This window comes from bacterium (assembly GCA_021372535.1).
In the GTDB taxonomy this organism is placed as follows: domain Bacteria; phylum Latescibacterota; class Latescibacteria; order Latescibacterales; family Latescibacteraceae; genus JAFGMP01.
This window is the reverse complement of sequence record JAJFUH010000099.1, coordinates 1-26,724: the sequence shown is the minus strand read 5'-3', so window position 1 is coordinate 26,724 and position 26,724 is coordinate 1. Positions and strand designations below refer to the sequence as shown.

16 protein-coding genes, 2 tRNA genes and 2 rRNA genes are annotated in these 26,724 nt (G+C 51.1%); 2 read left to right on the top strand and 18 right to left on the bottom strand.

What is annotated here, in order from left to right; all coding sequences use genetic code 11:
* The 14 genes from LLG96_09355 to LLG96_09290 all read right to left on the bottom strand — a co-directional run.
* Positions 1–2,693: ribosomal RNA gene (locus LLG96_09355) — 23S ribosomal RNA — on the bottom strand; the annotation flags it as partial.
* 86 nt (positions 2,694–2,779) lie between these two features.
* Positions 2,780–2,855, bottom strand: a tRNA-Ala gene (locus LLG96_09350).
* Positions 2,856–2,946: 91 nt separating this feature from the next.
* A tRNA-Ile gene (locus LLG96_09345) sits at positions 2,947–3,023 on the bottom strand.
* Positions 3,024–3,176: 153 nt separating this feature from the next.
* Positions 3,177–4,737: ribosomal RNA gene (locus LLG96_09340) — 16S ribosomal RNA — on the bottom strand.
* 432 nt (positions 4,738–5,169) lie between these two features.
* A complete protein-coding gene (locus tag LLG96_09335) occupies positions 5,170–5,466 on the bottom strand; it encodes a hypothetical protein (GenBank protein MCE5250410.1) in 297 nt (98 codons plus the stop codon).
* Between the two features lie 124 nt (positions 5,467–5,590).
* Positions 5,591–7,036, bottom strand: a complete 1,446-nt coding sequence (gene gltX / locus LLG96_09330) for a glutamate--tRNA ligase (protein ID MCE5250409.1) — start codon at positions 7,034–7,036, stop codon at positions 5,591–5,593.
* 378 nt (positions 7,037–7,414) lie between these two features.
* Positions 7,415–7,702 carry a GIY-YIG nuclease family protein gene (locus LLG96_09325; protein ID MCE5250408.1) on the bottom strand — a complete coding sequence of 96 codons (288 nt, stop codon included), beginning with the start codon at positions 7,700–7,702 and terminating at the stop codon, positions 7,415–7,417.
* Positions 7,703–7,837: 135 nt separating this feature from the next.
* Positions 7,838–8,554 (bottom strand): hypothetical protein, encoded by a 717-nt coding sequence (locus LLG96_09320; GenBank protein ID MCE5250407.1) that lies wholly within the window; start codon positions 8,552–8,554, stop codon positions 7,838–7,840.
* A 728-nt stretch (positions 8,555–9,282) separates the two neighbouring features.
* A complete protein-coding gene (locus tag LLG96_09315) occupies positions 9,283–11,034 on the bottom strand; it encodes a glutamine--tRNA ligase/YqeY domain fusion protein (protein MCE5250406.1) in 1,752 nt (583 codons plus the stop codon).
* Positions 11,035–11,178: 144 nt separating this feature from the next.
* Positions 11,179–11,541: a hypothetical protein gene (locus LLG96_09310; protein ID MCE5250405.1), complete on the bottom strand. Its 363-nt coding sequence runs from the start codon at positions 11,539–11,541 to the stop codon at positions 11,179–11,181.
* Positions 11,542–11,800: 259 nt separating this feature from the next.
* Positions 11,801–12,052, bottom strand: coding sequence for an SUMF1/EgtB/PvdO family nonheme iron enzyme (locus tag LLG96_09305; protein MCE5250404.1), 252 nt, complete (start codon positions 12,050–12,052; stop codon positions 11,801–11,803).
* Entirely contained in the window at positions 12,033–13,034 is a 1,002-nt protein-coding gene (locus LLG96_09300; GenBank protein ID MCE5250403.1) for a reverse transcriptase/maturase family protein, read from the bottom strand. Before LLG96_09300 ends, LLG96_09305 begins: the two co-directional genes overlap by 20 nt.
* Complete coding sequence (locus LLG96_09295) at positions 13,018–13,497, bottom strand: HRDC domain-containing protein (protein MCE5250402.1); 480 nt, start codon at positions 13,495–13,497, stop codon at positions 13,018–13,020. The genes LLG96_09300 and LLG96_09295 overlap by 17 nt, the downstream gene beginning before the upstream one ends.
* 137 nt (positions 13,498–13,634) lie before the next feature.
* The gene (locus LLG96_09290) at positions 13,635–14,582 is read right to left on the bottom strand and encodes a formylglycine-generating enzyme family protein (protein ID MCE5250401.1); all 948 of its coding nucleotides are present in this window, start codon (positions 14,580–14,582) and stop codon (positions 13,635–13,637) included.
* Between the two features lie 68 nt (positions 14,583–14,650).
* Between LLG96_09290 and LLG96_09285 the strand changes: the two genes are divergently transcribed.
* Both LLG96_09285 and LLG96_09280 read left to right on the top strand, forming a co-directional pair.
* Positions 14,651–15,646, top strand: a complete 996-nt coding sequence (locus tag LLG96_09285; protein ID MCE5250400.1) for an IS5 family transposase — start codon at positions 14,651–14,653, stop codon at positions 15,644–15,646.
* Between the two features lie 608 nt (positions 15,647–16,254).
* On the top strand, positions 16,255–18,537 hold the full coding sequence (locus LLG96_09280) for a DUF4838 domain-containing protein (GenBank protein ID MCE5250399.1): 2,283 nt from the start codon (positions 16,255–16,257) through the stop codon (positions 18,535–18,537).
* A 462-nt stretch (positions 18,538–18,999) separates the two neighbouring features.
* Here LLG96_09280 and LLG96_09275 read toward each other — a convergent pair whose 3' ends face one another.
* From LLG96_09275 to LLG96_09260, 4 genes are all read right to left on the bottom strand, one after another.
* A complete protein-coding gene (locus tag LLG96_09275) occupies positions 19,000–23,199 on the bottom strand; it encodes a hypothetical protein (GenBank protein ID MCE5250398.1) in 4,200 nt (1,399 codons plus the stop codon).
* A gap of 108 nt (positions 23,200–23,307) precedes the next feature.
* On the bottom strand, positions 23,308–24,216 hold the full coding sequence (locus LLG96_09270) for a DUF362 domain-containing protein (protein ID MCE5250397.1): 909 nt from the start codon (positions 24,214–24,216) through the stop codon (positions 23,308–23,310).
* A 50-nt stretch (positions 24,217–24,266) separates the two neighbouring features.
* Entirely contained in the window at positions 24,267–24,812 is a 546-nt protein-coding gene (locus tag LLG96_09265; protein MCE5250396.1) for a hypothetical protein, read from the bottom strand.
* 17 nt (positions 24,813–24,829) lie between these two features.
* Positions 24,830–26,161, bottom strand: coding sequence for a DUF362 domain-containing protein (locus LLG96_09260; GenBank protein MCE5250395.1), 1,332 nt, complete (start codon positions 26,159–26,161; stop codon positions 24,830–24,832).
* Between the last annotated feature and the right edge of the window lie 563 nt (positions 26,162–26,724).

Below are 26,724 nucleotides of genomic sequence, written 5' to 3'. Positions count from 1 at the left end.
GTGGATAGGGACCGAACTGTCTCACGACGTTCTAAACCCAGCTCGCGTACCGCTTTAATTGGCGAACAGCCAAACCCTTGGGACCTTCTCCAGCCCCAGGATGCGATGAGCCGACATCGAGGTGCCAAACCTCCCCGTCGCTATGGACGCTTGGGGGAGATAAGCCTGTTATCCCCGGAGTACCTTTTATCCGTTGAGTTTCAGCGCTTCCACGCGCTACTGTCAGATCACTAAGCCCTGCTTTCGCATCTGCTCGAGTTGTCTCTCTCGCAGTCAAGCTCCCTTATGCCTTTACACTCTTCGTGCGATTACCGACCGCACTGAGGGAACCTTTGGGCGCCTCCGTTACATTTTTGGAGGCGACCGCCCCAGTCAAACTACCCACCAGACAATGTCCCAGTTCCTGATTCAAGGAACTTGGTTAGAATTTCAACATACCAAGGGTGGTATTCCACGGTTGACTCCATGAGAGCTAGCGCTCCCATTTCATAGTCTCCCACCTATTCTCTACATGACATGCCAAAACCCAATGTCAGGCTATAGTAAAGGTTCACGGGGTCTTTCCGTCCTACTGCGGGTATCCGGCATCTTCACCGGAACTACAATTTCGCTGAGAGCCTCGTTGAGACAGCGCCCAAGTCGTTACACCATTCGTGCAGGTCGGAATTTACCCGACGAGGAATTTCGCTACCTTAGGACCGTTATAGTTACGGCCGCCGTTTACTGGGGCTTCAATTCAGAGCTTTACCGGACGAATCCAGCTGACCCCTCCTTTTAACCTTCCAGCACCGGGCAGGTGTCAGTCCCTATACATCATCTTACGATTTAGCAGAGACCTGTGTTTTTAGTAAACAGTCGCCCAGGCCAATTCTCTGCGGCCCCATTCTGCTAACAGAGTAAATCTGCTCACATACTTTGGGGCGCTCCTTCTTCCGAAGTTACGGAGCAATTATGCCGAATTCCTTAACGAGGGTTCTCTCAGTCACCTGTGGATACTCTCCTCATCTACCTGTGTCGGTTTACGGTACGGACACCTGCAAAACTCGCTTAGAGGTTTTTCTTGGCAGCATGATTAGGGTCAGTTTATGGGATAACTCCCTCCTCATAACATCTCGGGGTTAAGGAATTCCGGATTTGCCTGGAACTCCCCCCTACCTGCTTGAACCGGCACATCCAATCGCCGGCTGACCTTTCACTTCTGCGTCACCCCATCGCTCAAACGTCTTACGGGTGGTACAGGAATATTTTGCCTGTTTGCCATCACCTACGCCTTTCGGCCTCGGCTTAGGGCCCGACTAACCCTGGGCGGATTAACCTTCCCCAGGAAACCTTAGATTTTCGGTGTGCAGGTTTTTCACCCGCATTCATCGCTACTCATGCCGGCATGATCACTTCTGGTTCGTCCAGCAAGCCTTACGGCTCACCTTCAATCTACAACAGAACGCTCCCCTACCAATCTTTCGATTCCACAGCTTCGGTGCCATGCTTAGTCCCGTTAATTATCGGCGCAGGGCCACTTGACCAGTGAGCAGTTACGCACTCTTTAAATGATGGCTGCTTCTAAGCCAACATCCTGGTTGTCTCTGCAATCCCACATCCTTTATCACTTAGCATGTCTTGGGGACCTTAGCTGATGATCTGGGGTATTTCCCTCTCGCCGACGGAGCTTATCCCCCGCCGACTGACTCCCGTGAAACAAGTGTACGGAATTCAGAGTTTGATTGGGGTTGGTAACCTGGTGAGGCCCCTAGCCCATTCAGTGCTTTACCTCCGTCACTCTCTAACACGAGGCTATACCTAAATATATTTCGGGGAGAACCAGCTATCTCCGAGTTTGATTGGCCTTTCACTCCTACCCTCAGTTCATCCAAGATGTTTTCAACCATCACTGGTTCGGACCTCCACGCGGGTTTAGCCGCGCTTCATCCTGACCAAGGGTAGATCACTCGGCTTCGGGTCTACGGCCTGCAACTAAATCGCCCTATTCAGACTCGCTTTCGCTACGGCTACGTGGCAGAACCACTTAACCTCGCTGCAAACCAGTAACTCACCGGCTCATTATACAAAAGGCACGCCATTAGCTCTTTTGGGACCGAAATCCCTAAGAAGCCTTTGACCGCTTGTAGGCACATGGTTTCAGGTACTATTTCACTCTCCTAGCAGGAGTACTTTTCACCTTTCCCTCACGGTACTAGTTCACTATCGGTCACGAAGAAGTATTTAGCCTTGCGAGGTGGTCCTCGCAGATTCCCACCGGATTTCACGTGTCCTGTGGTACTCGGGGTATCCCTAGGAGTCAACACCATTTCGCGTACGGGACCATCACCCTCTACGGTTTGACTTTCCAGACAATTCTGCTATGGTGCTGATTGATAACTCCACGTCGGGACCCCACAACCCCACAGCCCGAGGGCTGTGGTTTAGGCTTCTCCCATTTCGCTCGCCGCTACTTTGGGAATGACTATTGTTTTCTTTTCCTGAGGTTACTAAGATGGTTCAGTTCACCCCGTTCGCTCTGCCCGGTCTATGTATTCAACCGGGAGTGACACGGCATTACCCGTGCCGGGTTGCCCCATTCGGAAATCTCCGGATCGACAGTTGTTTGCACCTACCCGAAGCTTATCGCAGCTTACTACGTCCTTCATCGCCTCTTCGTGCCAAGGCATCCTCCATGCGCCCTTAGTAACTTGACCGAAAATCTCTTGCCATTAAGGCAGATAGATTACTAAGATCTACACAGACTACATCACCGTTATTCAATTGTCAAAGACCATTTTGTTGGTGGAGATAACCGGGATCGAACCGGTAACCTCCGCCTTGCAAGGGCGGCGCTCTCCCAGTTGAGCTATATCCCCACAGGCTCGTAAGCCTGCCCTGCGACTCAAAAAGACTCACAGGGTTGTTACTACTTACTCTTTCGGCACCATCCAGCGCCCTTATTGATTATGGTGGGCCTGGGTAGATTTGAACTACCGACCTCGCGCTTATCAGGCGCGCGCTCTAACCAACTGAGCTACAGGCCCAACCCCGTAAGGCCGGTCATCGGTTATTACACAAACATCAACCGTTTCAAACGCTGATCCAGTATATGGATGTGCCTCAAACTCTATAAACGTGCGCAGCAATTCTTATCGGCAAGTATCGACCTAGGACTGTACCTTACGGTATCTCCATAGAAAGGAGGTGATCCAGCCGCACCTTCCGGTACGGCTACCTTGTTACGACTTAGTGCCAATCACCGGTTTTACCTTAGGCGCCGTCATCCTTGCGGTTTGACTAACGACTTCGGGTACCCCCGGCTTTCATCACTTGACGGGCGGTGTGTACAAGACCCGGGAACGTATTCACCGCGGCATGCTGATCCGCGATTACTAGCGATTCCAGCTTCATGCAGTCGAGTTGCAGACTGCAATCCGAACTGAGACCGGTTTTTTGGGATTTGCTCCACCTCGCGGTCTTGCTCCCCTTTGTGCCGGCCATTGTAGCACGTTTGCAGCCCTGGACGTAAGGGCCATGAGGACTTGACGTCATCCCCACCTTCCTCCGGTTTATCACCGGCAGTCTCCGCAGAGTTCCCAGCATTACCTGATGGCAACTGTGGATAGGGGTTGCGCTCGTTACAGGACTTAACCCAACATCTCACGACACGAGCTGACGACAGCCATGCAGCACCTGATGTACCTGCTCCGAAGAGCGGAATGTATCTCTACACCCTTCAAGTACACGTCAAACCCAGGTAAGGTTCTTCGCGTTGCGTCGAATTGAGCAACATGCTCCACCGCTTGTGCGGGTCCCCGTCAATTCCTTTGAGTTTCAGCCTTGCGACCGTACTCCCCAGGCGGGATACTTAATGCGTTAGCTTCGGCACCGGAGGGGTCGATACCCCCGACACCTAGTATCCATCGTTTACAGTGTGGACTACCAGGGTATCTAATCCTGTTTGCTCCCCACACTTTCGCGCTTTAGCGTCAGTATCGGACCAGGAGGCCGCCTTCGCCACCGGTGTTCTTCCTGATATCTACGCATTTCACCGCTACACCAGGAATTCCGCCTCCCTCTTCCGTACTCAAGTCCAGCAGTTTCAAATGCAGATCCCCGGTTGAGCCGGGGGATTTCACATCTGACTTGCCGAACCGCCTAGACGCCCTTTACGCCCAGTAAATCCGAACAACGCTTGCTCCCTCCGTCTTACCCCGGCTGCTGGCACGGAGTTAGCCGGAGCTTCTTCTGTAGGTACCGTCCTTAACTCGGTGGTATTAACACCATGCTCTTTCGTCCCTACTGAAAGGGCTTTACGACCCGAAGGCCTTCATCACCCACGCGGCGTCGCTCCATCAGGGTTTCCCCCATTGTGGAAGCCTCTCGACTGCTGCCTCCCGTAGGAGTCTGGGCCGTATCTCAGTCCCAGTGTGGCCGGACACCCGCTAAGGCCGGCTACCCATCGAAGCCTTGGTGGGCCGTTACCTCACCAACTAGCTAATGGGACGCGGGACCATCTTTCAGTGACAGCTTGTAAACAGAGGCCGCCTTTCATCATCCACCCATGCGACTGAATGATCGTATTCGGTATTAGCACCTCGTTAGAAGTGTTGTCCCCAACTGAAAGGTAAGTTTCCCACGCGTTACTCACCCGTTTGCCACTTTACTCAGTTTCCGAAGAAACTTTTCTCGTTCGACTTGCATGCCTAATCCACGCCGCCAGCGTTCGTTCTGAGCCAGGATCAAACTCTCCATACGATATTTTTCATATGTGAATTCGACCTGTTGGTCTATTCAACTGTCAACTTAATTTGAGAGTTCTCACTCTCGTGAAACTTGCTGACGAGGAATCACTGCGCACGTTATGTAATTTTCAAAGATCAGTTTTTAAACTTTTGTTTCTTATTAACTTCTGAAAGTTTCCTTCGGACAGTTTCTTTTGCCCGACGGATTCATAAAATACAAAATCGAAAGTTAATAGTCAAGAAATTTTAAAAAATATTTTTAAAAAACTTTACGAGTCTCATTTTGTAATTCTTTTAACTTTTATGATATCTCGTTTTTTCGACAAGATTTATAAGATACATTTTCAATTATTCAAAGTCAAACTGTTTTTTAATATTTATTGAATATTTTTAAAAATAATCTCTTTTCATGATCCCGTGTGCTGAATATGATGCCCTGTCCCGTTCAATTCGTACACTGGGCACCCTGAAGCGTTTTACATTCATTCCCGGTACGTACCACACACTGATCTCCTAAACGGGGACGGCACTGAATCCCTTCACGTATCTTGCACGCATCACCCGTCCTGATACCGCAGGGAGCCCCATACCGGATTATCGATTCCCCGCACCGTGCTCCCAGGAGACCGTGCTTGTCGGTACCTTTCTGTTTGTCCTGCTCTGCGCTCAAATCCCCGACTGTCTGCATACTCGGGCTGAGCCATTTTTTCCGGCCGTAGTTTTGATTATCAAATAGTCCCATATCCGGAATCCTCCGTTATGCGGTGGTTGGTGTCTCTATTATATATATATAAACTCGTATCGGTTACAAAACGTTTCAAGATATAAATACAATGAAGTTCAAACTCGTTATGTTCACCGTACCCTCAAACCTTTTGATGGATATATGATGACGCCCGTCTTAACCGTGCTCCGACGGTATCCCGCCCGAGGAGGGTGAGAATCTCAAACAGGCCGGGACCGTATGTCAATCCGGTGACCGCCAGCCGGGCCGCATGTATCAGTCCGGCACCTTGCAGATTCAGACGTCCGGAAAGCTCCCGCATCGCCTCTTCGGTCGTTTCCGCCGTGAACACATCGAGCGATTCCAAGGAATCGGCAAGGGCATCGAGGAGTTCGGCCACACCCGGTGCGGAAAAATGCTTTTTCACACCCTTCTCCTCGTATGTCGCCGGATCCCTGAAAAAGAAGACTCCCTGCTCTGCGAAATCGTTCATGAGCCTGCACCGCTCCCGTAACAGCCGCACAACGGTCAGGAGGTAATCATGCCTGTCCGCGATATCATGCTCCGCAATAAATCCCCGCTCCACGAACTGCGGGCCGACAAACCCAAGAAGCTCCTCGTGCGACATCTCATGGAGATACTGGCCGTTGAGCCATTCGAGCTTCTGAATATCGAATACACCGCTTTTTTTCGCGAGACCTTCGATGGAAAAGGCATCGATAAGCTCATCGATTACCATCTTCTCACGGTCGTCGCCGGGATTCCAGCCGAGAAGGGCGATGAAATTCACCACAGCCACCGGAAGAAAGCCCATCCGCTGATATTCGATCACCGAAGCGGCGCCATGACGTTTCGAGAGCTTTTTCTTGTCGGCGCCGAGCACCTGGGGAATGTGAGCAAACCGGGGTATCGCTTTTCCGAGCGCGCGCATGAGCATGATCTGTTTCGGTGTGTTCGACAGGTGATCGTCGCCCCGCATGACAAGCGTGATCCCCATGTCGGCGTCATCGACCGCTACGCCGAGCAGGTAAACCGGGCTGCCGTCCGCCCGCGCAATGATGAAATCGCCGATTGTCCCGTTCTGAAACGCCATCGCCCCGTGCACGAGATCATCAAACGATGTTTCGCCCTCCGGTACGCGGAACCGGACAGTATATTCCCGTCCCTCGTCGAGATTGCGTGCGACAGTCTTTTCGTCGAGGTTGCGGCATTTCCCCGAGTAGTGGTAGTCGAGCTTCTCCCTGACCGCACGTTCGCGTTCGGTTTCGAGTTCCTCTTTCGTGCAGAAACACCGGTACGCCGAGCCGTTCGCAAGGAAGTCATCGACAGCCTTCCGGTACAGGTCGCCGCGCTGCGACTGGAAAACGAGGTCCTCATCCCAGGCGAGCCCGAGCCACCGGAGGCTCGCAAGAATGGATTCGAGCGCTTCCTTTGTGGATCGTCCGGCATCGGTGTCCTCGATGCGGAGGAGGAATTTCCCGCCCGTTTTCCGGGCATACAGCCAGTTGAACAGCGCGGAGCGCGCGCCGCCTATATGGAGATCGCCCGTCGGTGACGGGGCAAAACGGAGACGTTCAGATTGCTGCAATGTACAACATCCTTTCCGGGTTATTTTTCAATTGTAAAGCCATTCATTTCAAGGCTATTCATTTCAACATTCCCAAGTTATTCCTGCATTTCCTGTCATTCCAGTATTTTCCCGTCATTCCCTCGCCCTTATGTCATTCCCGAGAACGAAGTGAATCGGGAATCCACTCTATTGCGTCATTCCTTATCCCTTGCGTCATTCCCTCGCCCTTATGTCATTCCCGAGAACGAAGTTAATCGGGAATCCACTCTATTGCTTCATTCCTCATGCCTTGCGTCATTCCCAAGAAATCGGGAATCCACTCAAACCCATCATTCCTTGGCTACCATGTCATTCCCTCGCCCTTATGTCATTCCCGTGAAAACGGGAATCCACCCTTCATATCAATTGTCCGTACAAGTCCTTCCATTCGGGATTTTCTTCTTCAATGAGTTCAATTTTCCATTGCCTTTTCCACTTTTTCAGCTGTTTCTCCCTTTGAATCGCATCAACCATTTTATCGTATTGTTCATAATAAACCAGCAGGTGAACACCGTATTTCTTTGTGAAACCCTCGACAAGATCATTTTTGTGTTCATACACACGGCGGATCAGATCGTTTGTCACACCGATATACAGTGTACCGTTACATTTGCTTGCAAGAATGTAAACATAACAGTGTTTCATTGCCGTATGGATTCCCGTTTTCACGGGAATGACGGGACTGGGGTTTACACACATAGCACCAGTTAAAGAGCGCTGCCCATGCGCTGGCTATGTGGAGGTCTCCGGTGGGTGGGGGCTAAATAGAGACGTTCTCTATTAGTCATATTTAATATTTTCTTTATTAAGAATCATTGGTTTTAGAGATCCTTCTATATCATCAATAACTTCAGATAATTTTTTCAGAATAGTCTCAAACACTGAATCTAGATTATTTGAATAAATATTATCTTTGAAATTTACTGATGTGAAAAATACAGTAAGTATAAAACCAAATAAAAATAACATATTAAAGACTTCAAAAATATAAATTATTCTCCCTAAAACTGTAGTGTTACCCAATGTTATATCTTGACCACTAATCATTATAACAAAGCTTTGAAATATTGATTTAAAGTATGATGAATTAGGAGGTAAATCCTTAAACAATATATATTTATTATATATTCCATCAAATCGATTTAAAGAGTATATAGCTCCACCATAACCAAATAAAACAATTATAAATAATAATAAAAAAACGACAGAAAAATAAATTAATATATTTTCTCTAAGTGTTATTTTTTTTATTTTTTCTCTAAATATTTCTATCAACCTTTTAAGTGATTTAAGTAAATTTAAAATGTTAACAATATCTTTATAATTATAGTTCCTTATTATTATCCTATAATTATATATAGGTATGTTAAGAAGAAAATTAAATATTTTGATTATTATTATTTGTAATTTTTCAAGGGGTTCAAAAGGCTTATATACCCATATTAACACTGAACTTGTAATCTGAATTGTAATAATAATATTAAGAAATGCAATCAATACATTTAGAATCTTGCTTTTTTCAATAAATAAAACACTTTGAAAAAAGAAAAAAAATAAAACGAAAAAAAATATTATGGGAGGAGAACAACAAAACAAATAAGATTTAAAAATTTTTTTACAAAATGTTGAATTAAAAAATTTGAAAAGATATTCAAAAAAAATTATTAAAGGAAAAAACAGTAAAAGAATTAAATTCCAAATCAAATCAAATATTTTTTTATGTAATATATAATATATGCATATTATTACATAAATTACTACAAAAAAAATAACTAAAAATTTAGGAGGTAATATATTATTAGATTTAACATTGAAAATGATTAATACGATTTTTAACCATATATATAAAGAACAAATATTAGACAAAACAGTAAAAAAATTTTCTTTTAGATTTTTTATTATATTTATCATAATATGTAGATTATTCTATATAAATTATTTCGAATCAAACTACGAGATATCTATTCCTAAAAGTTAACAAGGTGTCAAATAAAGCTTCTGCGAAATAAACTACCCCTCAGTAAAGTTGCAAGTTATCTGATGAAGTCCCCTAACCTTCATTCCCTTTCCCCCAGATGGGGGCAAGGGAAGTTACTGCAACTCCGATAGTAACCTGCCCATGGTACGGGGGAAGGTGTCACGAAGTGACGGAAGGGGGCTTTCCCACCACGGCAAGCTGCGAGGAATTATTTCGATTGAAGACTAATAACAAAATTAAGAATAGATTATATTCTGTCTGTCTTTTGTATCTTCGCCCACTGATCCTTGAGCGTTACCGTCCGGTTGAATACCGGTTTCCCCGGTTTCGAGTCCTTCGTATCGGCGACGAAGTACCCGAGGCGTTCGAACTGGCACCGATATCCCGGCGCAGCATCCGCGAGGGAGGGTTCGAGCCTGCATCCGGTCAGAACCTCGAGCGAGGCCGGGTTCAGGTAGTCCTTGAAGTCGCCATCCCCGGCGAAGGGATTCTCCACGGTGAGGAGACGGTCATAGAGACGAACCTCGGCGGCGACAGCATGGGCTGCCGACACCCAGTGGAGCGTCGCCTTGACATTACGGCCGTCCGGGGCATACCCGCCGCGTGTCGCCGGATCGTACGTGCAGCGGAGCTCGACCACCTCGCCGGTCTTTTCGTCCTTCACCACGCCCACGCACCTGATGAAATACGCATAGCGGAGACGGACCTCGCGGCCCGGGGCGAGACGGAAGAATTTCTTTGGCGGCTCCTCCATGAAATCCTCGCGTTCGATGTAGAGGACACGCGAAAACGGGACATTCCGCATGCCCATGCCGGCGTCCTCGGGATTGTTGACCGCTTCGAGCTCTTCGTTCTGACCTTCGGGGTAATTTTCGATTACCACACGGAGCGGGCGGAGAACAGCCATCACGCGGGGGGCATTCCTGTTGAGGTCCTCGCGGATGCAGAACTCGAGGAGGGCCATATCCACCATGCTCTCTTTCTTCGCCACACCGATACGTTCGGCGAAATTCCGAATCGCTGTTGGAGTATACCCGCGCCGACGCAGACCGCAGATAGTCGGCATTCTCGGATCGTCCCAGCCGTCCACGAGCTCCTCCTCCACGAGCTGAAGGAGCTTGCGCTTGCTCATGACCGTATAGCTGAGGTTGAGACGGGCGAACTCGATCTGCTGCGGATGGAATATCTCGATCTCATCGATAAACCAGTCGTAGAGCGGGCGGTGATCCTCGAATTCGAGGGTACAGATCGAATGGGTGATGCCCTCTATGGAGTCGGACTGCCCGTGGGTGTAATCGTACATCGGATAGATGCACCAGGTATCGCCCGAGCGGTGGTGCGAAGCATGGAGAATGCGGTACATGACCGGATCGCGCATGTTCAGGTTCGGCGAGGCCATGTCGACCTTTGCCCTGAGGGTTTTCGAGCCGTCCGGAAACTCCCCGCTCCGCATGCGTTCGAAGAGCTCGAGATTCTCCTCGATGGTGCGGTTGCGCCAGGGGCTCTCTTTTCCGGGCTCGGTAAGGGTTCCGCGATATTCCCTTATCTGGTCGGCGGTGAGGTCGCAGACATATGCCTTACCCTTCTTTATCAGTTTGATCGCCCATTCGTAGAGTTGGCTGAAATAGTCCGAAGCATAGAAAAGACGGTCTTCCCAGTCGAATCCGAGCCAGCGGACATCCTCGATGATCGAATCGACATATTCCTGCTCCTCCTTGCAGGGATTGGTGTCATCGAACCGGAGGTTGCACTTCCCACGGTATTCACGGGCCAGACCGAAGTTGAGGCAGATCGACTTGGCATGACCGATATGAAGGTAACCGTTCGGCTCGGGCGGAAACCGTGTATGAACCCGGCTTTCGTTTTTACCCTTCTTCAGGTCATCGTTGATGATTTCACGGATAAAATTGGATGGCGCGGCTGTTCCCGCCGTTTCGGCAGTATCGGAACCCTTTCCGGGTTTCTCGCCAGTGTTGTTTTCTGTGTCCGGTCTTTCCATTGCTTTTTATACTCCACATGATATTGTATGTAAATATATCTGAATGTATCTGAATAAATTATGATTTTTCAGAAATCGTTTGTGTTTAATCAGTATAAATCACTCCGCCTGGTTACGGCTCATCATACTCCTGTTTTTCCATGCCTACAGCATCCCGTACATGCTCGTGTTCTCTTCTTTACGCTCAAACTGATATGTGTAATCGACTTCGAGGTCGAGCCCCCCCCATATACCCGCGGCGAGGTTATAAAGCACAACGAGAAGAAAGGCGATAAAAGCACCCAGCAGGCTATAGAATATGGTAAAAAGTATAGGAAATATGATGAGGGCGGAGAAACCGAAACCCGAAACATGGTTCGACATCGCCATATTCATAAGCGATGAAAAAAATATGATCATGAGCGCCCAGACAGTGCCCAGAACAAACCCGAGAACACCTGATACCGCCCCGGCAATTTTCATAGCGGACAGGATACCGATCCGTTTAAGTTTCCATTTCGCCTGCATGACAGACCCTCGTGTTAAAAGCTTGTATCTGCGATAAATATAATTATTAATATAGTATAGTCTTTAAGAATATTCAAGAGTATTAACCCGAATTTATCTGAAAATATATCTTCTATCTTCGTTACAGCTATCTATGGTCATAACCCTACTTTTTGTAAACATTCCACTTTAAAAATGGAATGTCGAAGCCATGGTGGGAGGCTTTTTTTTATTATTCTGAATTGGTTAATACATACAGGCGGGACCTTCGAGCGTTCGCCTACCAACCCCGCCTGATCGTGTAATATTCGTTCCCGCACGGGAACAGGAATACGCGATGGCCGGATTCACCATTCGAATACGGATTACGGACTACACGGAAACCGATGTTGTTGTTCGTGTTCGACGGGTTGTTCCTGTTGCGGTTTGCCGACCGGCAGTTCCTGGCGTTGTTGTTCCAGCTACCGCCACGTTTCACCCGGTTGGAGCCCTGTGCGCATCCCTCTGCTGCATTATACATCGTCACGGCCATGTTTGGCAAGCCTGCACCGCCAGCCATAACTATTAGCGCTATACAATCCTGCCCACAACGATTCTGTCCTTTGCTGAAGCGTTTCAGAATTCCAGAATCCTTTCTCCCACATTTCTTCATAGCGATGAAACTTTGTTCGGACACGTTTTTTGGTTCGCTTACTCAAACGTATGCCTTTCGGGAAAATTGCACACCCCAGGAATCCGATGCCTTTTTCAACACTGTTGATTGTTCCGCCATTTTTCAGGATCAACCCAAGCTCAGTTGCGAGAAAGTCACCGCATTTCCCGCGAAGCTCCAGAAGTTCATCTTTTTTGCCGAACATGAGCATATCATCCATATATCTGAGATAGCTTTTCATCCTGCATGATTCCTTGATCCAATGGTCAAAGATATCAAGATAAGCGTTTGCGAAATACTGGCTCGTTAAATTGCCGATCGGTAGACCCGCACCGGGTGCCGCATGATACGAATCAATAATCCGGCTGCAAAGACGGAGCAGCTTTTCATCCTTGAACCGGCTCGCGAGCATCTTCTTCAGCCTTTCATGGGGAATAGAATCAAAGCATTTGCGAATATCCATTTGAAAATAATACGGATGTCTTCTGCTGAAACATAGCGTGACAGAAAGCGCTTTATGCTGCCCTTTCCCCTTACGGCAGGCAAAACTGTGAGAAATCATGTGGCTATCAAGAAGCGGCCCGATTATGTTGATAAGCGCATGGTGGACGACACGCTCGGGGAAGTTCGCTGCGCAGATCAAGCGTGTTTTGGGATCGTGAACCATGAAGTAATGATAAGAACCAAGACATAGCGTATCGTTGATGATATCATTGCGAAGTGTGGCGATATTTGCATTCAGATCAAACCGAAAAGCTTTGACATCTTCTCTATCGGCTTTACCGAGTTGGGCTTTGTGGAATGCATCGAGGAGATTGTCGAAATCAATGACAGAATCGAAGAGATTACCTTTCCGTTTCATCGTCTTCCCGATCGCCGTCCGACAGTAGCTTTCCACACATGTCGAGAAACTCACCGCCGTACTTCTCGGTTTTCCCCGCACCAATGCCGGGGATATCCTGCAGGGAAGTCATGGTTTTCACACGGCGTTCGACCATTTCTGCTATCTGGGCGTTGGTGAATATGGAGTAAACCGGCACACCCTCGCGTTCAGCGATTTCCTTACGCAGGTCTCGCAGGCGGCTGAACACCTCAAAATCCTCCTCTGAGAGCTTCTCGCGGTAATCAATCTTCGGCGGTCTGTCGGGCGGTTTATGGGCGTTACCAGACTCGATGAATTCCACGATAAAGAGAAGGTACGGCGACCCGTCCTTTACCGTCAGTTCGTGCCGAACGGAGAGAACCCGCCTTGACGTCAGAAAATTATTCAGCTCGATCAGCTCTTCATCCGGCGTTATTCCATAGGTAAAAACACGATAACGCAAATTCCCCTCCAAAAAAATAATTCGAACGCGCTCCGCGCGCTCTTGCGCCTCCTCCTCCTCGCTTCACAGCTCTGCTCCGCTTCTTCGCTGTTCGCTCGGCGTCGTCGGCTCCTGTTCCGTTCGAATGGTGAATCTACTTACGGCCTACGGACAACACGGAAACCGATGTAGAAGTTCGTGTACGACGGGTCGTCCCAGCGGCGGTCCGCCGACCGGCACGACCCGGCGTTGTCGCCCCAGCAACCGCCACGTCCCACCCGGTAGGAGCCCGAAGTTGGCCCCGTAGGATTCGTCTGGTTATCAGACGTATATGCCCCATACCAGTCATTGCACCATTCCCATATATTACCATGCATGTCGTATAGACCAAAGGCGTTCTTTTCTTTTTCTCCAACAGTATGCGATTTGTTATTTGTCTGCCCCCAATTATACCAATACCAGCCCGCACGTTCAAGATCCGTCGATGTTTGGCCATCACTGCTTATAGTATTCCCCGTATAGAAGTTCGTCTCCGTCCCCGCTCTGCATGCATATTCCCATTCCGCTTCAGTTGGCAGACGGAATCCGCTCTTGCTGAAATCGCAGTCCCAGTTCCCGCTCTCGGTATAACACTTTCCATATCCCATCTGCTCGCTCAGCCTGTTGCAGAACTTCACCGCATCGTACCAACTTACATAATACACCGGGTAATTATCACCCACACCATAACTCGTAGATGGAATCGTTCCCATCACAGACTGATACTGTCCCTGCGTAACTTCATAGATACTCATCTCAAACGAGGAAACGGTTACTGAGTGAACAGGCTTTTCATAGGAATATTTGCCATAATTCTCGACATCCCCCATGCGAAAAGTACCACCGGGAATCGAAACAAAAGTGATGTTTTTGTAGGTTGTGGTTTCGCCTGATTTGGTGGCTGAAACGGGAATGAAATAGACAGGGGTGGTTTGTGTTTTGCCACCATATTCAACAACAATCTGATATTCTATTCCGGTGGTTGATACTATATTCCCGGGTATAGTTGCATTGTATATATAATTTGAAACCTTTGAAATAATAAGTGAGTAATAATTTGCTTGCATTTTTGGCACAATAGAGTTAACATATAAAATATACAGTGTGTTAACTCCAAATAAAGGATAAATCAACGATGATCGGCAAGCAAAAGTTACAACTTTCTTTATTAGACAGTGCCTTCAGCGCCCGAACAAAACGAAGCCGGACTGATAAACTGCTTCACGATATTGATAATTATGTCAACTGGGATAGCCTTGAATCCATTTGCACGGGAATGTATCAGGACACAAATCGCGGAAGGCCGAGTCTTCCGATCGTATTTGGATTGAAATGCCTTATACTTCAGTATTTGTATGATCTGAGCGATCCGGCGCTTGAGGACGCCCTGATCGACCGCCTGAGTTTTCAGCGTTTTCTGGGCATCAGTTTTGATAAGGAGATACCGGATTTTACGACGATATGGCGTTTTCGAGAACGTCTTATCAAGGCTGATCTTCTGAATAAAATATTCAAAAACGTTCTGAAACAGCTTGATAAAAGGAACGTTATTCTTCGCAAGGGGACACTGGTTGATGCGACGCTTGTTCAAGCCGCTCGCAAGAAGAATAAAAATGACCAGGATAATGATGAATCCGGGCGATCTTCTCAACAAGATCATGATGCAACCGGCACACAAAAAGGTGGCAGGCAGTACTACGGTTATAAAGGGCATATCGCTGCCGACGAGGGCTCGAATATTATTCGTCGGATGCGTTTCACCACAGCCAGTGTCCATGATTCGCGGGAACTGGACAATCTGATATGTGGGGATGAGCGATCTGTCTTTGCTGACAAGGCATATGCAGATGATCGCATAAAGCGAAGCATGAGAGAGCACGGTGTTTTCTATGGTATTCTGGACAAGGGGAGACGGGGCCGTCCAAAGCTCTCCGGAAAGCAAAAGAAAGCAAACAAATGCAAGAGCCGTATTCGCAACGCGGTAGAACGACCATTCGCTCACTTTAAAAATCTTATGGGATACCGGGCTGTTCGGTATGTTAATCTTAAACGAAACGAGCTTCACTTCATGTTCCTCTGTTTGATACACAATATTCGGCGAGGTCTTGCCCTCACTGTGTATACAACGTAAATGGCAACGCCCCAAATAGGCTTGATAAGCCTTGAGAGTTTATATCTATCACCTAAAAAGGAGATTTTCTGTTATAGTGACAGTTATTTGCGATTCTTTTTTTAGTAATTCCTAAAAATTATTACCGGGAATTACCACTATTACTGAGTTCAGATTATTTCAAAGGTTTCGATTTATTAAAAAATGATTTTTCCGCAACTCATGTTTTTTTCCGTAAATGAATATTATAATTTCAGAAACATACTATTATTCTTATCTCATTTCAAGAAAAATCCAAAAAACCTTGATTTTCAGCCTGGCAATCAATTTTTTTTTCACCATACAGGAAAAACCACAATCCGGCACTATTATCGTACCTCCTGTTTGACTATTAGTCAATCCCCTTCGAACAGGTGGATAGTGGTGTCCGGGCTTTGCTCGTTTTTTTTTCTCCTGATTCTGGAACACAACAAAAAGAAGGAAAAGCTTCACCCTGTACTCCGGCGGATTGAACTATCATGAATATGGGATTGAATGGAAAAAAGTTCATTTCCCCGCTGAATACTTTTATATTTCTTTCAAATTCACCTATCGTTTTTACGAATCATTCCTATCACTTCGAGGTCATGATGAAAATTCACTCTTTCCTCCTTTTCGTTGCACTCGCCGCGCTGCTCTCACCGGGTTGCGGGCGGGAAAATTACCTGACGTACAACGGCAGATCGGATTACCGCATCGTGATTTCCGACAAAGCCTCGCCGTCCACCGTCCACGGGGCGAATGAGCTCCAGTCGTTCCTCCGGCAGATGACCGGAGCCGATATCCCCATCGTGGGGGAAGCCATCCCGATGACCGACCATGAAATCATCATCGGCGACAACAGCCACCTCAGGCAGCTGAACGAACAGATCGACTTTGCCGGTCTCGGCGATGAGGGCTATGTGCTGAAAAATCACGGGAAGCATCTCATCATCGCGGGCGGCGCCCTGCGCGGAAACATGTACGGCGTGTACGGACTCCTCGAGGATCATCTCGGGTGCCGCTGGTTCACTCCGGAGGTCAGCCGCATACCGCAGTACAAAAAGCTCGGGATTCCCGTCCTCGATGAGCGGGTCGTCCCGGCGCTCGAATACCGCGAGCCGTACATCTGGGATGCCAAGGACGGCGACTGGGCGGCGCGTAACCGGATCAACCGCAACACGTTCGAGGGGGGTCTCGCGGAACGTCACGGCGGCCAGATCGAATGGGTGCCGGGCTTTTTCGTCCACACCTTTGAACGGCTCGTGCCGAAAGCGAAGTATTACGATACCCACCCCGAATACTTCTCACTCGTCGCCGGCAAACGGATGAAAGAATACAGCCAGCTGTGCTGCACGAACGAGGATGTCTTCGCCATAGTCACCGAGGGTGTGCTCAGGGCATTCCGTGAAAATCCGCAGGCGAAAATCCTCGCGCTCGATCAGAACGACTGCTACAACTACTGCGAATGCAAAAAATGCCAGGCCCTCACCGAGCGTGAGGGCTCGCAGATGGCGCCCGTGCTCGACCTGGTGAACCGTGTCGCCGACGAGGTCAAAAAGGAGTTCCCCGACAGGGCAATCGTCACCCTCGCCTACCAGTGGACCCGTCACGCGCCGAAAACGATCCGTCCCCGCGACAATGTCATCATACGGCTGTGCAGCATCGAGTGCTGTTTCACCCATCCGTTCGATCGGTGCGACAGCGAGAACAATAAGCTGTTCACCCGGGACCTCGAGGACTGGTCGAAAATCTCGAACCGCCTGTGGGTGTGGAATTATACGACCGACTTCTCCCACTATCTCCTCCCCTTCCCGAACCTCCGGGTGCGCAAGAAGAACCTCAACCTGTTCGTGAACAACCACGTCACCGGCATGTTCCAGCAGGATACGCCCAATATCCCGCACGGCGAACTTTCGGAGCTCGGCGCCTATCTCCATGCGAAACTGCTGTGGAACCCGCAGTATGACGACAATCTGGCCATCAACGAGTTTCTGGAGGCGTATTACGGTCCCGCCGCGCCACAGATACGGGTCTACATAGACTTCATTCACGACAAGGCCGAAAAGGAAAACATCCACATGGGGTGCTATGAACCGCCGGAAACCGCGCTTCTCTCGGGCAACTTCTTCGCGTTCGCCGATTCGATCTGGAATGAGGCGGAAAAAGCGGTAAGCGGCAGCCCCGAATACCTCGAACGTGTGCAGGCATCACGGCTCAGTCCCGAATATGCATGGGTTGCGCGGGACATCAACGACAAGGCGTATGTGGTCGACCAGACGAACCTTACGGTCGGAATCAACGCGGATTACATGAAAAAACTCGACGATTTCTGCGCCAAAGCGGAAAAATTCGGGGTAAAGTATCTCAACGAAAGCGGCCTGACAACCGCGCAGTTCAAACAGCGCATCGCCGATAACATCAAAACACAGCGCCTATCATATCTCGAACCCGTCAAAACGGGCGCTCTTGTTCCGGGCGCGGCATGGAAATATTATGAATCGGGATGGGATACGACTCCCATGTTCGGCAGGGTCAGGCCGAAGAAAACAGGCGTTTCCGAACAGTTTCTCCTTCCGGAGACCGGCCCGACCGAGATTTTCGGCATGGTCTACGAGGGATATATCGAGATTCCGAAGGACGGCGTCTATTCATTCTACACGTTTTCCGATGATGGAACTGTGCTGTACATAGACGGGAACGTAATCGTGGACAACGGGGGACGTCACGCGATGCAGGAGAAGATAGGATTTGCGGCGCTCAGAAAGGGCATGCACAGCGTGAAACTAACCTATTTCAACGGCGCGGGCGGGCTCGGTCTCGATGTGTTCTGCAAAGGCCCGGATATGGACAAACAGCGTATTCCCGCCCCGATGATCCGGCATAAAAAATGATACATACTGTCAGGAGTGTATAATCCGACCTGATTATAAAGGGAATCTCTAAAAAATATAAAAAATGACTTCTGTTTACCTGAAATAGCCGTTTACATATAAAGTAAAGGCTTTGCAGGTAAATACTCCCGCCGACTTTATCGGCGACCCCTTGTCGAAGGGGGTATAATCCATTGAGACGCAATCAGTTAGGCTCCCCATTAATAAGGGGGATGTCCGAAGGACAGGGGGATCAGGAGCGCCACAATATACACTATAGTACCGGAATGGTTTCATCCTCCGTATATTTTTAGAGGTTGCCTAAATATAGTAGAACACGGATTTACGTGGATTTGGTTAAATAACCCCAATGATGTAACCGGCAATGGCATTAAAACATCAAAATTATCTGAGAGAAAAACGCCCCGGCAGAAATGTCCGCGCCCACTGTTTCGCCCATGGAGTATCTGAAATTCCATCAGGTCAGAACTGTGCAGTCATCCGGGCATCGAACCGCATTGACAGGGCATCGCCGCCGCCGATGAGACGGTTTTTATACTCGGTCACAACACGGAGGCGGAACACGAACACCGATGCCGGATAGCAGTCGATCGCGAAGGTATTGCCGTAACCGTTGGAATGGTTGGCAAACATATACGAGTCGTCCCGGAGAACCGTCAGTGAGATGTCGTCGCGCAGTTCGATGTTCGTCGAGCCCGAGCTCTTTTTGCGGTGACGGTATGTAAATCCCAACAGGGGAGTGAACGTCCTGATTCGATCTATAATCGCGCCGGTCAACCGCTCCTCGCGCTGGTACGAGAGGTTCACTTTCGTCTGGAATCGTTCGCTCCACCGGTTGTCTACCCATACAAGCCCGTTGTCCCGGACAGTGGATGAAACACCCGCCTTCCTCTCGTTGTCCCGGACATATTGGAGCGTGACGAGCGAGAACATGGTGGGACGGTATTCCATCTTCTGGTTGATCCGCGTGATTTCGGTCTTCAGGGCGCTGTCGAGCTCTCGGGAGATGATGTCGTATGTGTCCAGCCCGGCATAGAAGAACAGCGACGCCACGGGACGCCACTCGCCCCTGATCTGATGGAGCCGGAAACGTTCGTCCGAGACGAGGTCCTCGCCGTCGGCTGTCCGCCAGAACCGATCGAGACTGCCGAAATGCGTTTCGCTGTTCTGGAGACGACCCCGCCATGAGGGCTGGTAGTTGAACTCGAATGAGAACGGGCTCATCATGGCTGCCCAGCGTCCGGGAAACACTCTCAGACTCGACTGGAGGCTCCGGTAGAGAGTCACATCACGCGGGGATGATCCCGGCAGCGGGTAGCGCTCCTCGATCTCCCCCTGAGACCGCATGTTCAGGTTCAGCCCCTGCAGACGGTCGACGGTAGCGTCGAGATACACTTTCTCTTTCCGGTTCACCGGCTCGCCGCCATCCGCCCATGACATCCTTCCCCGGTAATAGGTGCTTATCTGCACGAGGTTCATCGGTGAAACGTCAACCCGCGCATACCGGTTATCGTAGGTCCGCGCGCTCCCGTTCTCAGCCGTGATTTCCGGATTGTCCGCCTGTTCATCACGGCTCCTGCGCCACACACCGTATAAACGTACTGACCTGAGCGACAATCGTCGGACAAGGTCACCCGGAAGCTCATATTCGATATCGCCCTTCACCGTATTCTTACGGGAATCGAGCAGGACATCATCGAGCTCGCGGCGGCGGGCCGACAGTGAAATCACGGGATAAGAGGGAACACTCACCAGCACCTTGCCCCCCATATTATCTTCCACACCTCGTCCGGAGGTCGTCCGTTTCCGGCTCCACTGCGCCGACACATCGACATGGTCCATGGGATACACCGTGGCCCCGAACGCGGTACGGTCACCCAGACGTCCAAGCTGGAATTCCGGCTCGTAAAGCGGTGTATACCCTTCGTCGTACGACTCCTCTTCGGCGTAGAACCGGAGTCTTTGCGAGCTGACATCGCCCCGCATGTTAAAGGCGTTCCCCTCTCGTGAACCGCCGGTCGTGCGTGCCGCCTCCGGAGTGAGTTTGAAATCGAGACCGCCCGCGCGCCACCGGTATTCACCGAACCAGTCGAGTCCGCTGTAATTGTCCATATAACCTCGGTGACGTTCGCCATCGAAAGAAAAGTACGCCACATCCATCCGGAGATTGTCCGACGGCCCGAAACCCGCGGCGGCGTAGTTGAACTTCTCAGTCGAGTCACGGTAGTATCCGTACCGCACCTCTATTTCGCTGTCTTCGGCGACTATGCCTTCCTTGATGATAAGGAGTGTTCCGCTCGTGTAATCGAGCACATAATCCTCGCCCGGCGTAAGCACCTCGCCGTCCACGGTGCAGGTTTCCGAGCCCCGGACGAGGTTGGTACGGCTCAGGCTGAAGGTCGTTATCTCGCTTTCGAAACGGAATACCAGCGTATAGCTCGAAACGGGCTCGACAGGATCGTAAACCGCCGATGGGAAAGGTCTTGGGGCCGGAAAAGCGAGTATACCCGTGGTGTAATCGATAAACTCCGGATCGACACGGCCGTCGCCGTTCCCGTCCAGTCCGTACCCGGCGAGGGAAATATGCGATCCGACGGCATCGAACAGCTCGACGGTGAAGCTTTCGGGGATGATCGACATACCTCCCGTGAAGTAGCGGTTTTCCAGAATTCTGACGGTGTTACCGGGTCCGGTCAGAAGACGCTCGAACGGAATGCCCTGCGATGTCCCCGTAACTATCGCCGTCGCACCGCCGCTCAACGGGGCAAGAAACTCGATAACGCCGCGTGCGCAGTCGAGCCGGTAGTCGAGAAGGGGGCGGTAACGGTCAAAGTCACCGATGACTCCGCCCAGCGACAGTCCCGCGAGGGTGTTCGGGGTGTTCGTACCGGGATCGTTGTCGTCGACATAGACCGTCACAGAGCCCTCGTCGATGATACCGTCCGTACCGCCGCCGACACGGAAGTACCGGTTGTGGATGTAGTCCACATCGCGGATGGTAATGCCGGAAGCGGTGTAATTTCCGGTAAAAAAATCGGTCTCGAAACCGGTCGTTTTCTCGCCGCTCACTCCACGGGCGGATATGAGGCTGCGCTTGAACCGCTCGGTCTTGGCGCCTGTTTCTACGCGGGTAGAAACACCGAAAACATCGATCGAGGGCACCAGCTTGCTCAAGCCCTGCTCGTAGCGCACATCACCCCAGTTCAGCTCCTGCACGGCGTCGTCCCTGTTTCCCCGGTAACGGACACCGTAGAGCGTGCGGCTGAAGTCGGTGTCGTTGTAGAAACCGTTGATTGTCCGGTCGCCCGGAAGAGAAACCTGCCCCTTGAGGTCGCCCCTGTGTGCGCTTTCTCCCGTCACATCGGTGATACCGGCATCGAGGTCGCGGTCGTAGATTCGCAGGCGCCGGTAGGTGAATCGGCTTCCGCCCATGCCAAGCCGCAGGTTATCACCGAGCTGGACGAAGCTCCCCCGCTCACGGTCGAGCGAGAGGTACGGCGTTCTCCGCTCCTTCGTAACCGCGGCGCCGGCCAGAGGGTACACGTACCACCGGTTATCGAGGGGCCTGAAATAGTCGATCGACTTGTCGTTAACGAGAAACGTTCTGTCACCATACACTGCTGCTGCCTCGTAGGAATCCGCCGACAGCCCGTGCGAGCGGTCGACATGCCGCCAGGTCTTCCTGGTCTCGTCGAACACGGCGACCCCGCTGTCGGTGACGAACCATCGCTGGTCACCAGAGAAAGCAAACGCCCGTACCGACCGGCTTGGCAGGTTCGACTCTTCCAGGTATGGACGCCAGAGGTCGTTGGCAGGATCGTAAATCAGGACTCCATCGGAGGTTGCGAGCCACAACCGGTCGCCGTCTACCGCAAAATCGCGTATCATATCGTAGCAGAGCGCCGGATTGTCAGTGTATGACTGTATGGATCGGAGGCTCTTGTTGAACCTGCTCAAGCCCCCGTCGGTGAAAAGCCAGAGAAATTCCGCCGTCTGATGGATGAACCTGACCGCGTCCGCAGCGAGCCCTTCCCGGATGCCGAAGTAGCGCCATTGCTCGAATCGGGTGTCATACTCTGCGATTCCCTTGCCCGTCGCGAGGTAAACGATATCCCCATCCACCGCGATGTCGTAGACTGTCGAGTCCGGCAGGCCCCTCTCCATATCGAAACGCTCCCACTCCTCAATGAGACGGTCGAACCTCGCAGCTCCATGGTCGGTACCGATCCAGACATAATCCCCCTGACGGGCGATTGACAGGATATTACCGCCCGGAAGCCCGTTCTCGGCGGTGAACGCCATCCACCGGTTCAGCTTGATATCTCCGTAAGCGAGCCCCTTTTCTGTCGCTGCCCAGAGGTAGTCGCCATCCCACATGAGAATCGAGACATCACCGGAAGGCATGCCGCTGTGGATACCGTACACCGTCCATGTGTCCTCGTCGGCATGGTACTGGTACAGGCCGCTTGGTGTTCCGATCCAGAGCTTGTCCTCGACGACGAGAACGGGGAACTTCCGTTTGAGCCAGACCGGACGTTCGAGGGCTCCGGCAATCTCGGTGAAGGTAAGGGAAAAAAAGAGGAATATACTGTAACAGAGGAGGATGCGCCGCACCTGGCGGGACGCAGACGGCGTACCGGGTAATGGAGAACGGGGGGACACGTTCCGCCTATGCTTTCCGGAGCGAGGAATACATGTTGTTTCCCTTCGTCGAGAGGCTGGAGAAATTCGTGGGACGAGCCATCAACAGGATTCTTGACGCTGCATGTTTTACACGGTCTCCTGTACCACGGACAGACTGGCCGCATCGATGACTCCCAGCCCGATATCGGCGGCTGCCGCAAGGTGCCGGACGGCCTGTGCTCCGACCGACCGGTTGTTCCATGGCGCTATCGTCATGGCATAAACATCTACCGCGAGTGGATTCACCCCGGCAATGACGGTGTTGAGCTCCTGCACCTTGCCGGGACCCGTTGGACCGCCGGTAACGAGCGCGCGGGTCGCATCCAGCAGGGTCAATTGCGGCCGGATGACCGTTGCGAGTTCGGCAATGGCCGTATCGAGGTCGGTCTCCGTATGAAAGTGCGTCCTGTCCCAGATCAGCCCCATCAGGTTCTTGAGACCGAAACTCACCTGTGTGGCTGTGTGGGATTTGGCGCACGGCATGTTGATGAGGACATCGCTCCGCTCGATGAGCTTTGCGATCCCGACTTTCGAGAGGGCTTTACCGCCGGGGACTGCGGTTTCGGTGAAGAGAACCTCGCGGTCGAGTGCGATTATCCTGGCGCCGTCGAGGCCGTCGACTGCCTCACGAATCCCCGTCCTGTCGAAACAGCGGGTACTGTCCTGCATGGTGTGATCGGCGACGATCACACGGCTCGCGCCCGCATTGAGAGCGAGCATGGCAACAGCTCTGACCACTGCGGGACTCGTGGTGCTGCCGAATCTTTCGGGATTGGGGAACGAGACGTTCGGTTTGAGGAGCACCGTTGCGCCGGTACCGATAAAACGCCCGGCTCCTCCGAGCAGGTCGAACGCACGCGCCACTGCCTTGGCCGGTTCGCCCCTGACGACAGCGACATCGGGGATGTCAGCGCCGGCGGTTGCCTGCGAGCGGGCACGATCCGGAAACGAGGCTGTCCATCCGGCGGCGAGACAGGCGGCCGCATGCCTCGTCATAAACGTCCGCCGCGAGATATGGTTTTTCAATGCGCCGTCTTCCATTTCTTTTACGGAATCCTCTTGTCGATGTTGACCGCAAAGGTCTTCAGAACATCGAGCGCCTCATCGAGTCCCGATGTGATTGTGAGGGATACGAGATACTTCGATTTTCTGAACAGGATTTTCTGTGACAGGGGAAACCGCTCAAGCTTCCCTTCGTCCCCGGTTGCGAGGTTGATGGGATTGACAAGCTGGAGGATAAGTTCCTCCATGAGCGCCTGCACATTTTCCTGCGATCCCTGATCAAAAATCCGCGCCTCGACCGTAGTCGACCTGCCCAGCACCGTGCCCTCATACCGCTGCATGGCCGCTTCGACGAACCCGTGGCGGTTATACAAAGGCTCCTCGCCGTCGATGTGGGTATTGAGCTCGCTGCTGCTGCTCGCGGTCCACGAGCCGCCGGAACGTCCCCATCCGCTGATCTCATCGTCCCGGGTCAGGATGTCTTCCGGCGCGGTCGGCGACGAATTGGTAGAGGAATCTTTGGAACAGCCCGTCAGAATGATCGCGAGCCCGCACAGAACAGTAACAATCACCTTTCCGAAGTCGGTCATCACATTATGCTCCATGGTTATTTGACGAAGTGCATGCGAATGGCGGCACGCTCGCCGCCTATATCGAGGACTGCCAGGTATACCCCGCTCGATACCGTCTGTCCCCTGCTCGTCCTGCTGTCCCACGACACACGGTAATACCCGCTGCTCTGGTGCTCGTCGACGAGACGTCTGACCAGTGTTCCCTGTATTGTGAACACTTCGAGCCGCACACGGCAGGGCTGAAAGAGCCGGTAGGAGATCGCGGTCTGTCCGTTGAATGGATTCGGGTAGTTCTGGAAGAGCCGGACTGCGCGGGGAATGACCGGACCGGGCGGTTCCTCGGCAACATCGACGGTGGGTTCATCGACTGTGATGCGATCGATGCCCGCCGGATCGTTTACCCCGAGCGAATAGGGCGTTCCGGCCGCAGTCGTTATATGGTCGGCATGACCGGTCTTCCATCCGTAATCGCTGAGTATCTGCAAGCATACGTAATCGTGGGCCACAGGGTCCCTGCTCATGACGAGGGTGCGCGGTTCTATCTGGGGAGCCCCGCCGGGACCGCCGGAGATGATACCCCACAGCGCATCGCAGATGCAGACGACCTGTTTACTCCTGATCGGCGCAAGACTGTTAAGCGCCGGGATAAACGGATTGCATCTTCCCCCGTGAAGGGAACCCGGATTGTTACAGGTGCCGAAATGGTTCTTGAGGCTGAACGTCGCACCCGCGGTCCCGTGGTCTTTCAGGACGCTCAGATTGATAAGGTAGTCGCTCTGGTCTGTCAGGATGGAGCTCAGCCGCTGGGACGAACCGGCGACGGTATAGGTCGTCGGCGAATATCCCACACCCGACTGGTCAGTGCCGAAGCATTTCACACCGGTCGTTCCGGTATTGATCGAATAGCCCGCACGGCGGAGTTCGCCGTTCGTGCGGTCCCATATGATGATGTTCTCCGGGGGGAACGGTTTCCCGTCAACTGTCATGCTTGTCAGGCCGTTGGCGATACAGTACGCCGTCGCGGGATGGCTGGAAAGGAGACTGTTGATGCAGTTCACCTTGATGGAGATAACGGATGTCCCGGTGAGTCCGGGGAAGAGGCTCAGCCATGCCTTTCCGGTGTTTGCGATACCGGTCAGCGTGCGAATACCGGCGTCCATCATGATCTGCAGGGATGCCTGGTCGATTTCGGCGTTGTTGATGACACTGGATTTCCTGACGACAACGACCGGCACTGTATCCGAAAGACTTCCGGCGCCCGAGGACTGCGGCCTTATGACCGAAGAGCAGGCAAACACTCCGGAAACTCCCGCACCGGTCCTTCGCAGGAATGTTCTTCTCGATAATCCGTTTCCTTCAGATTCCATTGCATATCCACAAAGTCTGGTTACCTGTTGCGGGAAGTGGCGCCCACAATTTCCGGCTGTTTTTTGCAGACGTCATACTCCCGGTTTCTTTCTCTGGAGGTATAAATTCATTCCCCGGACATATGACGCCATTTTCATGAAGTATACGACTAAATCGCCCGCTTTGTCAACGGTCGCGGTTTCAAGTTCCTGGCGGGAAACGGGGAAATCAATGTGAGGTGTTATTTTTCAAATAAAAAAATTTTTCTCAGTATATCCGTTTTTCCGTGGATAAACTGTTTATGAATATATTCATCCGGTTATACAGTTTGAAAAGCATAGAAAACTTTTTTGAATCAGAATTGATAATTTCCTCTGATAGTATGTGATCCCCCTTGCCTGCGGCATCCCCCCTTTTTAAGGGGAGAGAGGCTGTGGGGCACTATGTCAAGTCCTAAAAAATGTTTACAGTAGTTGTAGTTTCTTTTTTGTTACTTTTTTCTTTGTTGAAAGTGTTGAAATGTTGATAACATAAATTGTATTCACGGTATTTTCACAAATAATTGTTCCAGCGCTTTTTGTAT

What these genes read in the sequence shown, in the direction of transcription:
- LLG96_09335 (MCE5250410.1), bottom strand. Translation starts at nt 5,466, where the DNA reads ATGGGACTATTTGATAATCAAAACTACGGCCGGAAAAAATGGCTCAGC.
- LLG96_09325 (MCE5250408.1), bottom strand. Translation starts at nt 7,702, where the DNA reads ATGAAACACTGTTATGTTTACATTCTTGCAAGCAAATGTAACGGTACA.
- LLG96_09315 (MCE5250406.1), bottom strand. Translation starts at nt 11,034, where the DNA reads ATGGAAAGACCGGACACAGAAAACAACACTGGCGAGAAACCCGGAAAG.
- LLG96_09310 (MCE5250405.1), bottom strand. Translation starts at nt 11,541, where the DNA reads ATGCAGGCGAAATGGAAACTTAAACGGATCGGTATCCTGTCCGCTATG.
- LLG96_09305 (MCE5250404.1), bottom strand. Translation starts at nt 12,052, where the DNA reads ATGGCCGTGACGATGTATAATGCAGCAGAGGGATGCGCACAGGGCTCC.
- LLG96_09300 (MCE5250403.1), bottom strand. Translation starts at nt 13,034, where the DNA reads ATGAAACGGAAAGGTAATCTCTTCGATTCTGTCATTGATTTCGACAAT.
- LLG96_09290 (MCE5250401.1), bottom strand. Translation starts at nt 14,582, where the DNA reads ATGCAAGCAAATTATTACTCACTTATTATTTCAAAGGTTTCAAATTAT.
- LLG96_09285 (MCE5250400.1), top strand. Translation starts at nt 14,651, where the DNA reads ATGATCGGCAAGCAAAAGTTACAACTTTCTTTATTAGACAGTGCCTTC.
- LLG96_09280 (MCE5250399.1), top strand. Translation starts at nt 16,255, where the DNA reads ATGAAAATTCACTCTTTCCTCCTTTTCGTTGCACTCGCCGCGCTGCTC.
- LLG96_09270 (MCE5250397.1), bottom strand. Translation starts at nt 24,216, where the DNA reads ATGACGAGGCATGCGGCCGCCTGTCTCGCCGCCGGATGGACAGCCTCG.
- LLG96_09265 (MCE5250396.1), bottom strand. Translation starts at nt 24,812, where the DNA reads ATGACCGACTTCGGAAAGGTGATTGTTACTGTTCTGTGCGGGCTCGCG.
- LLG96_09260 (MCE5250395.1), bottom strand. Translation starts at nt 26,161, where the DNA reads ATGGAATCTGAAGGAAACGGATTATCGAGAAGAACATTCCTGCGAAGG.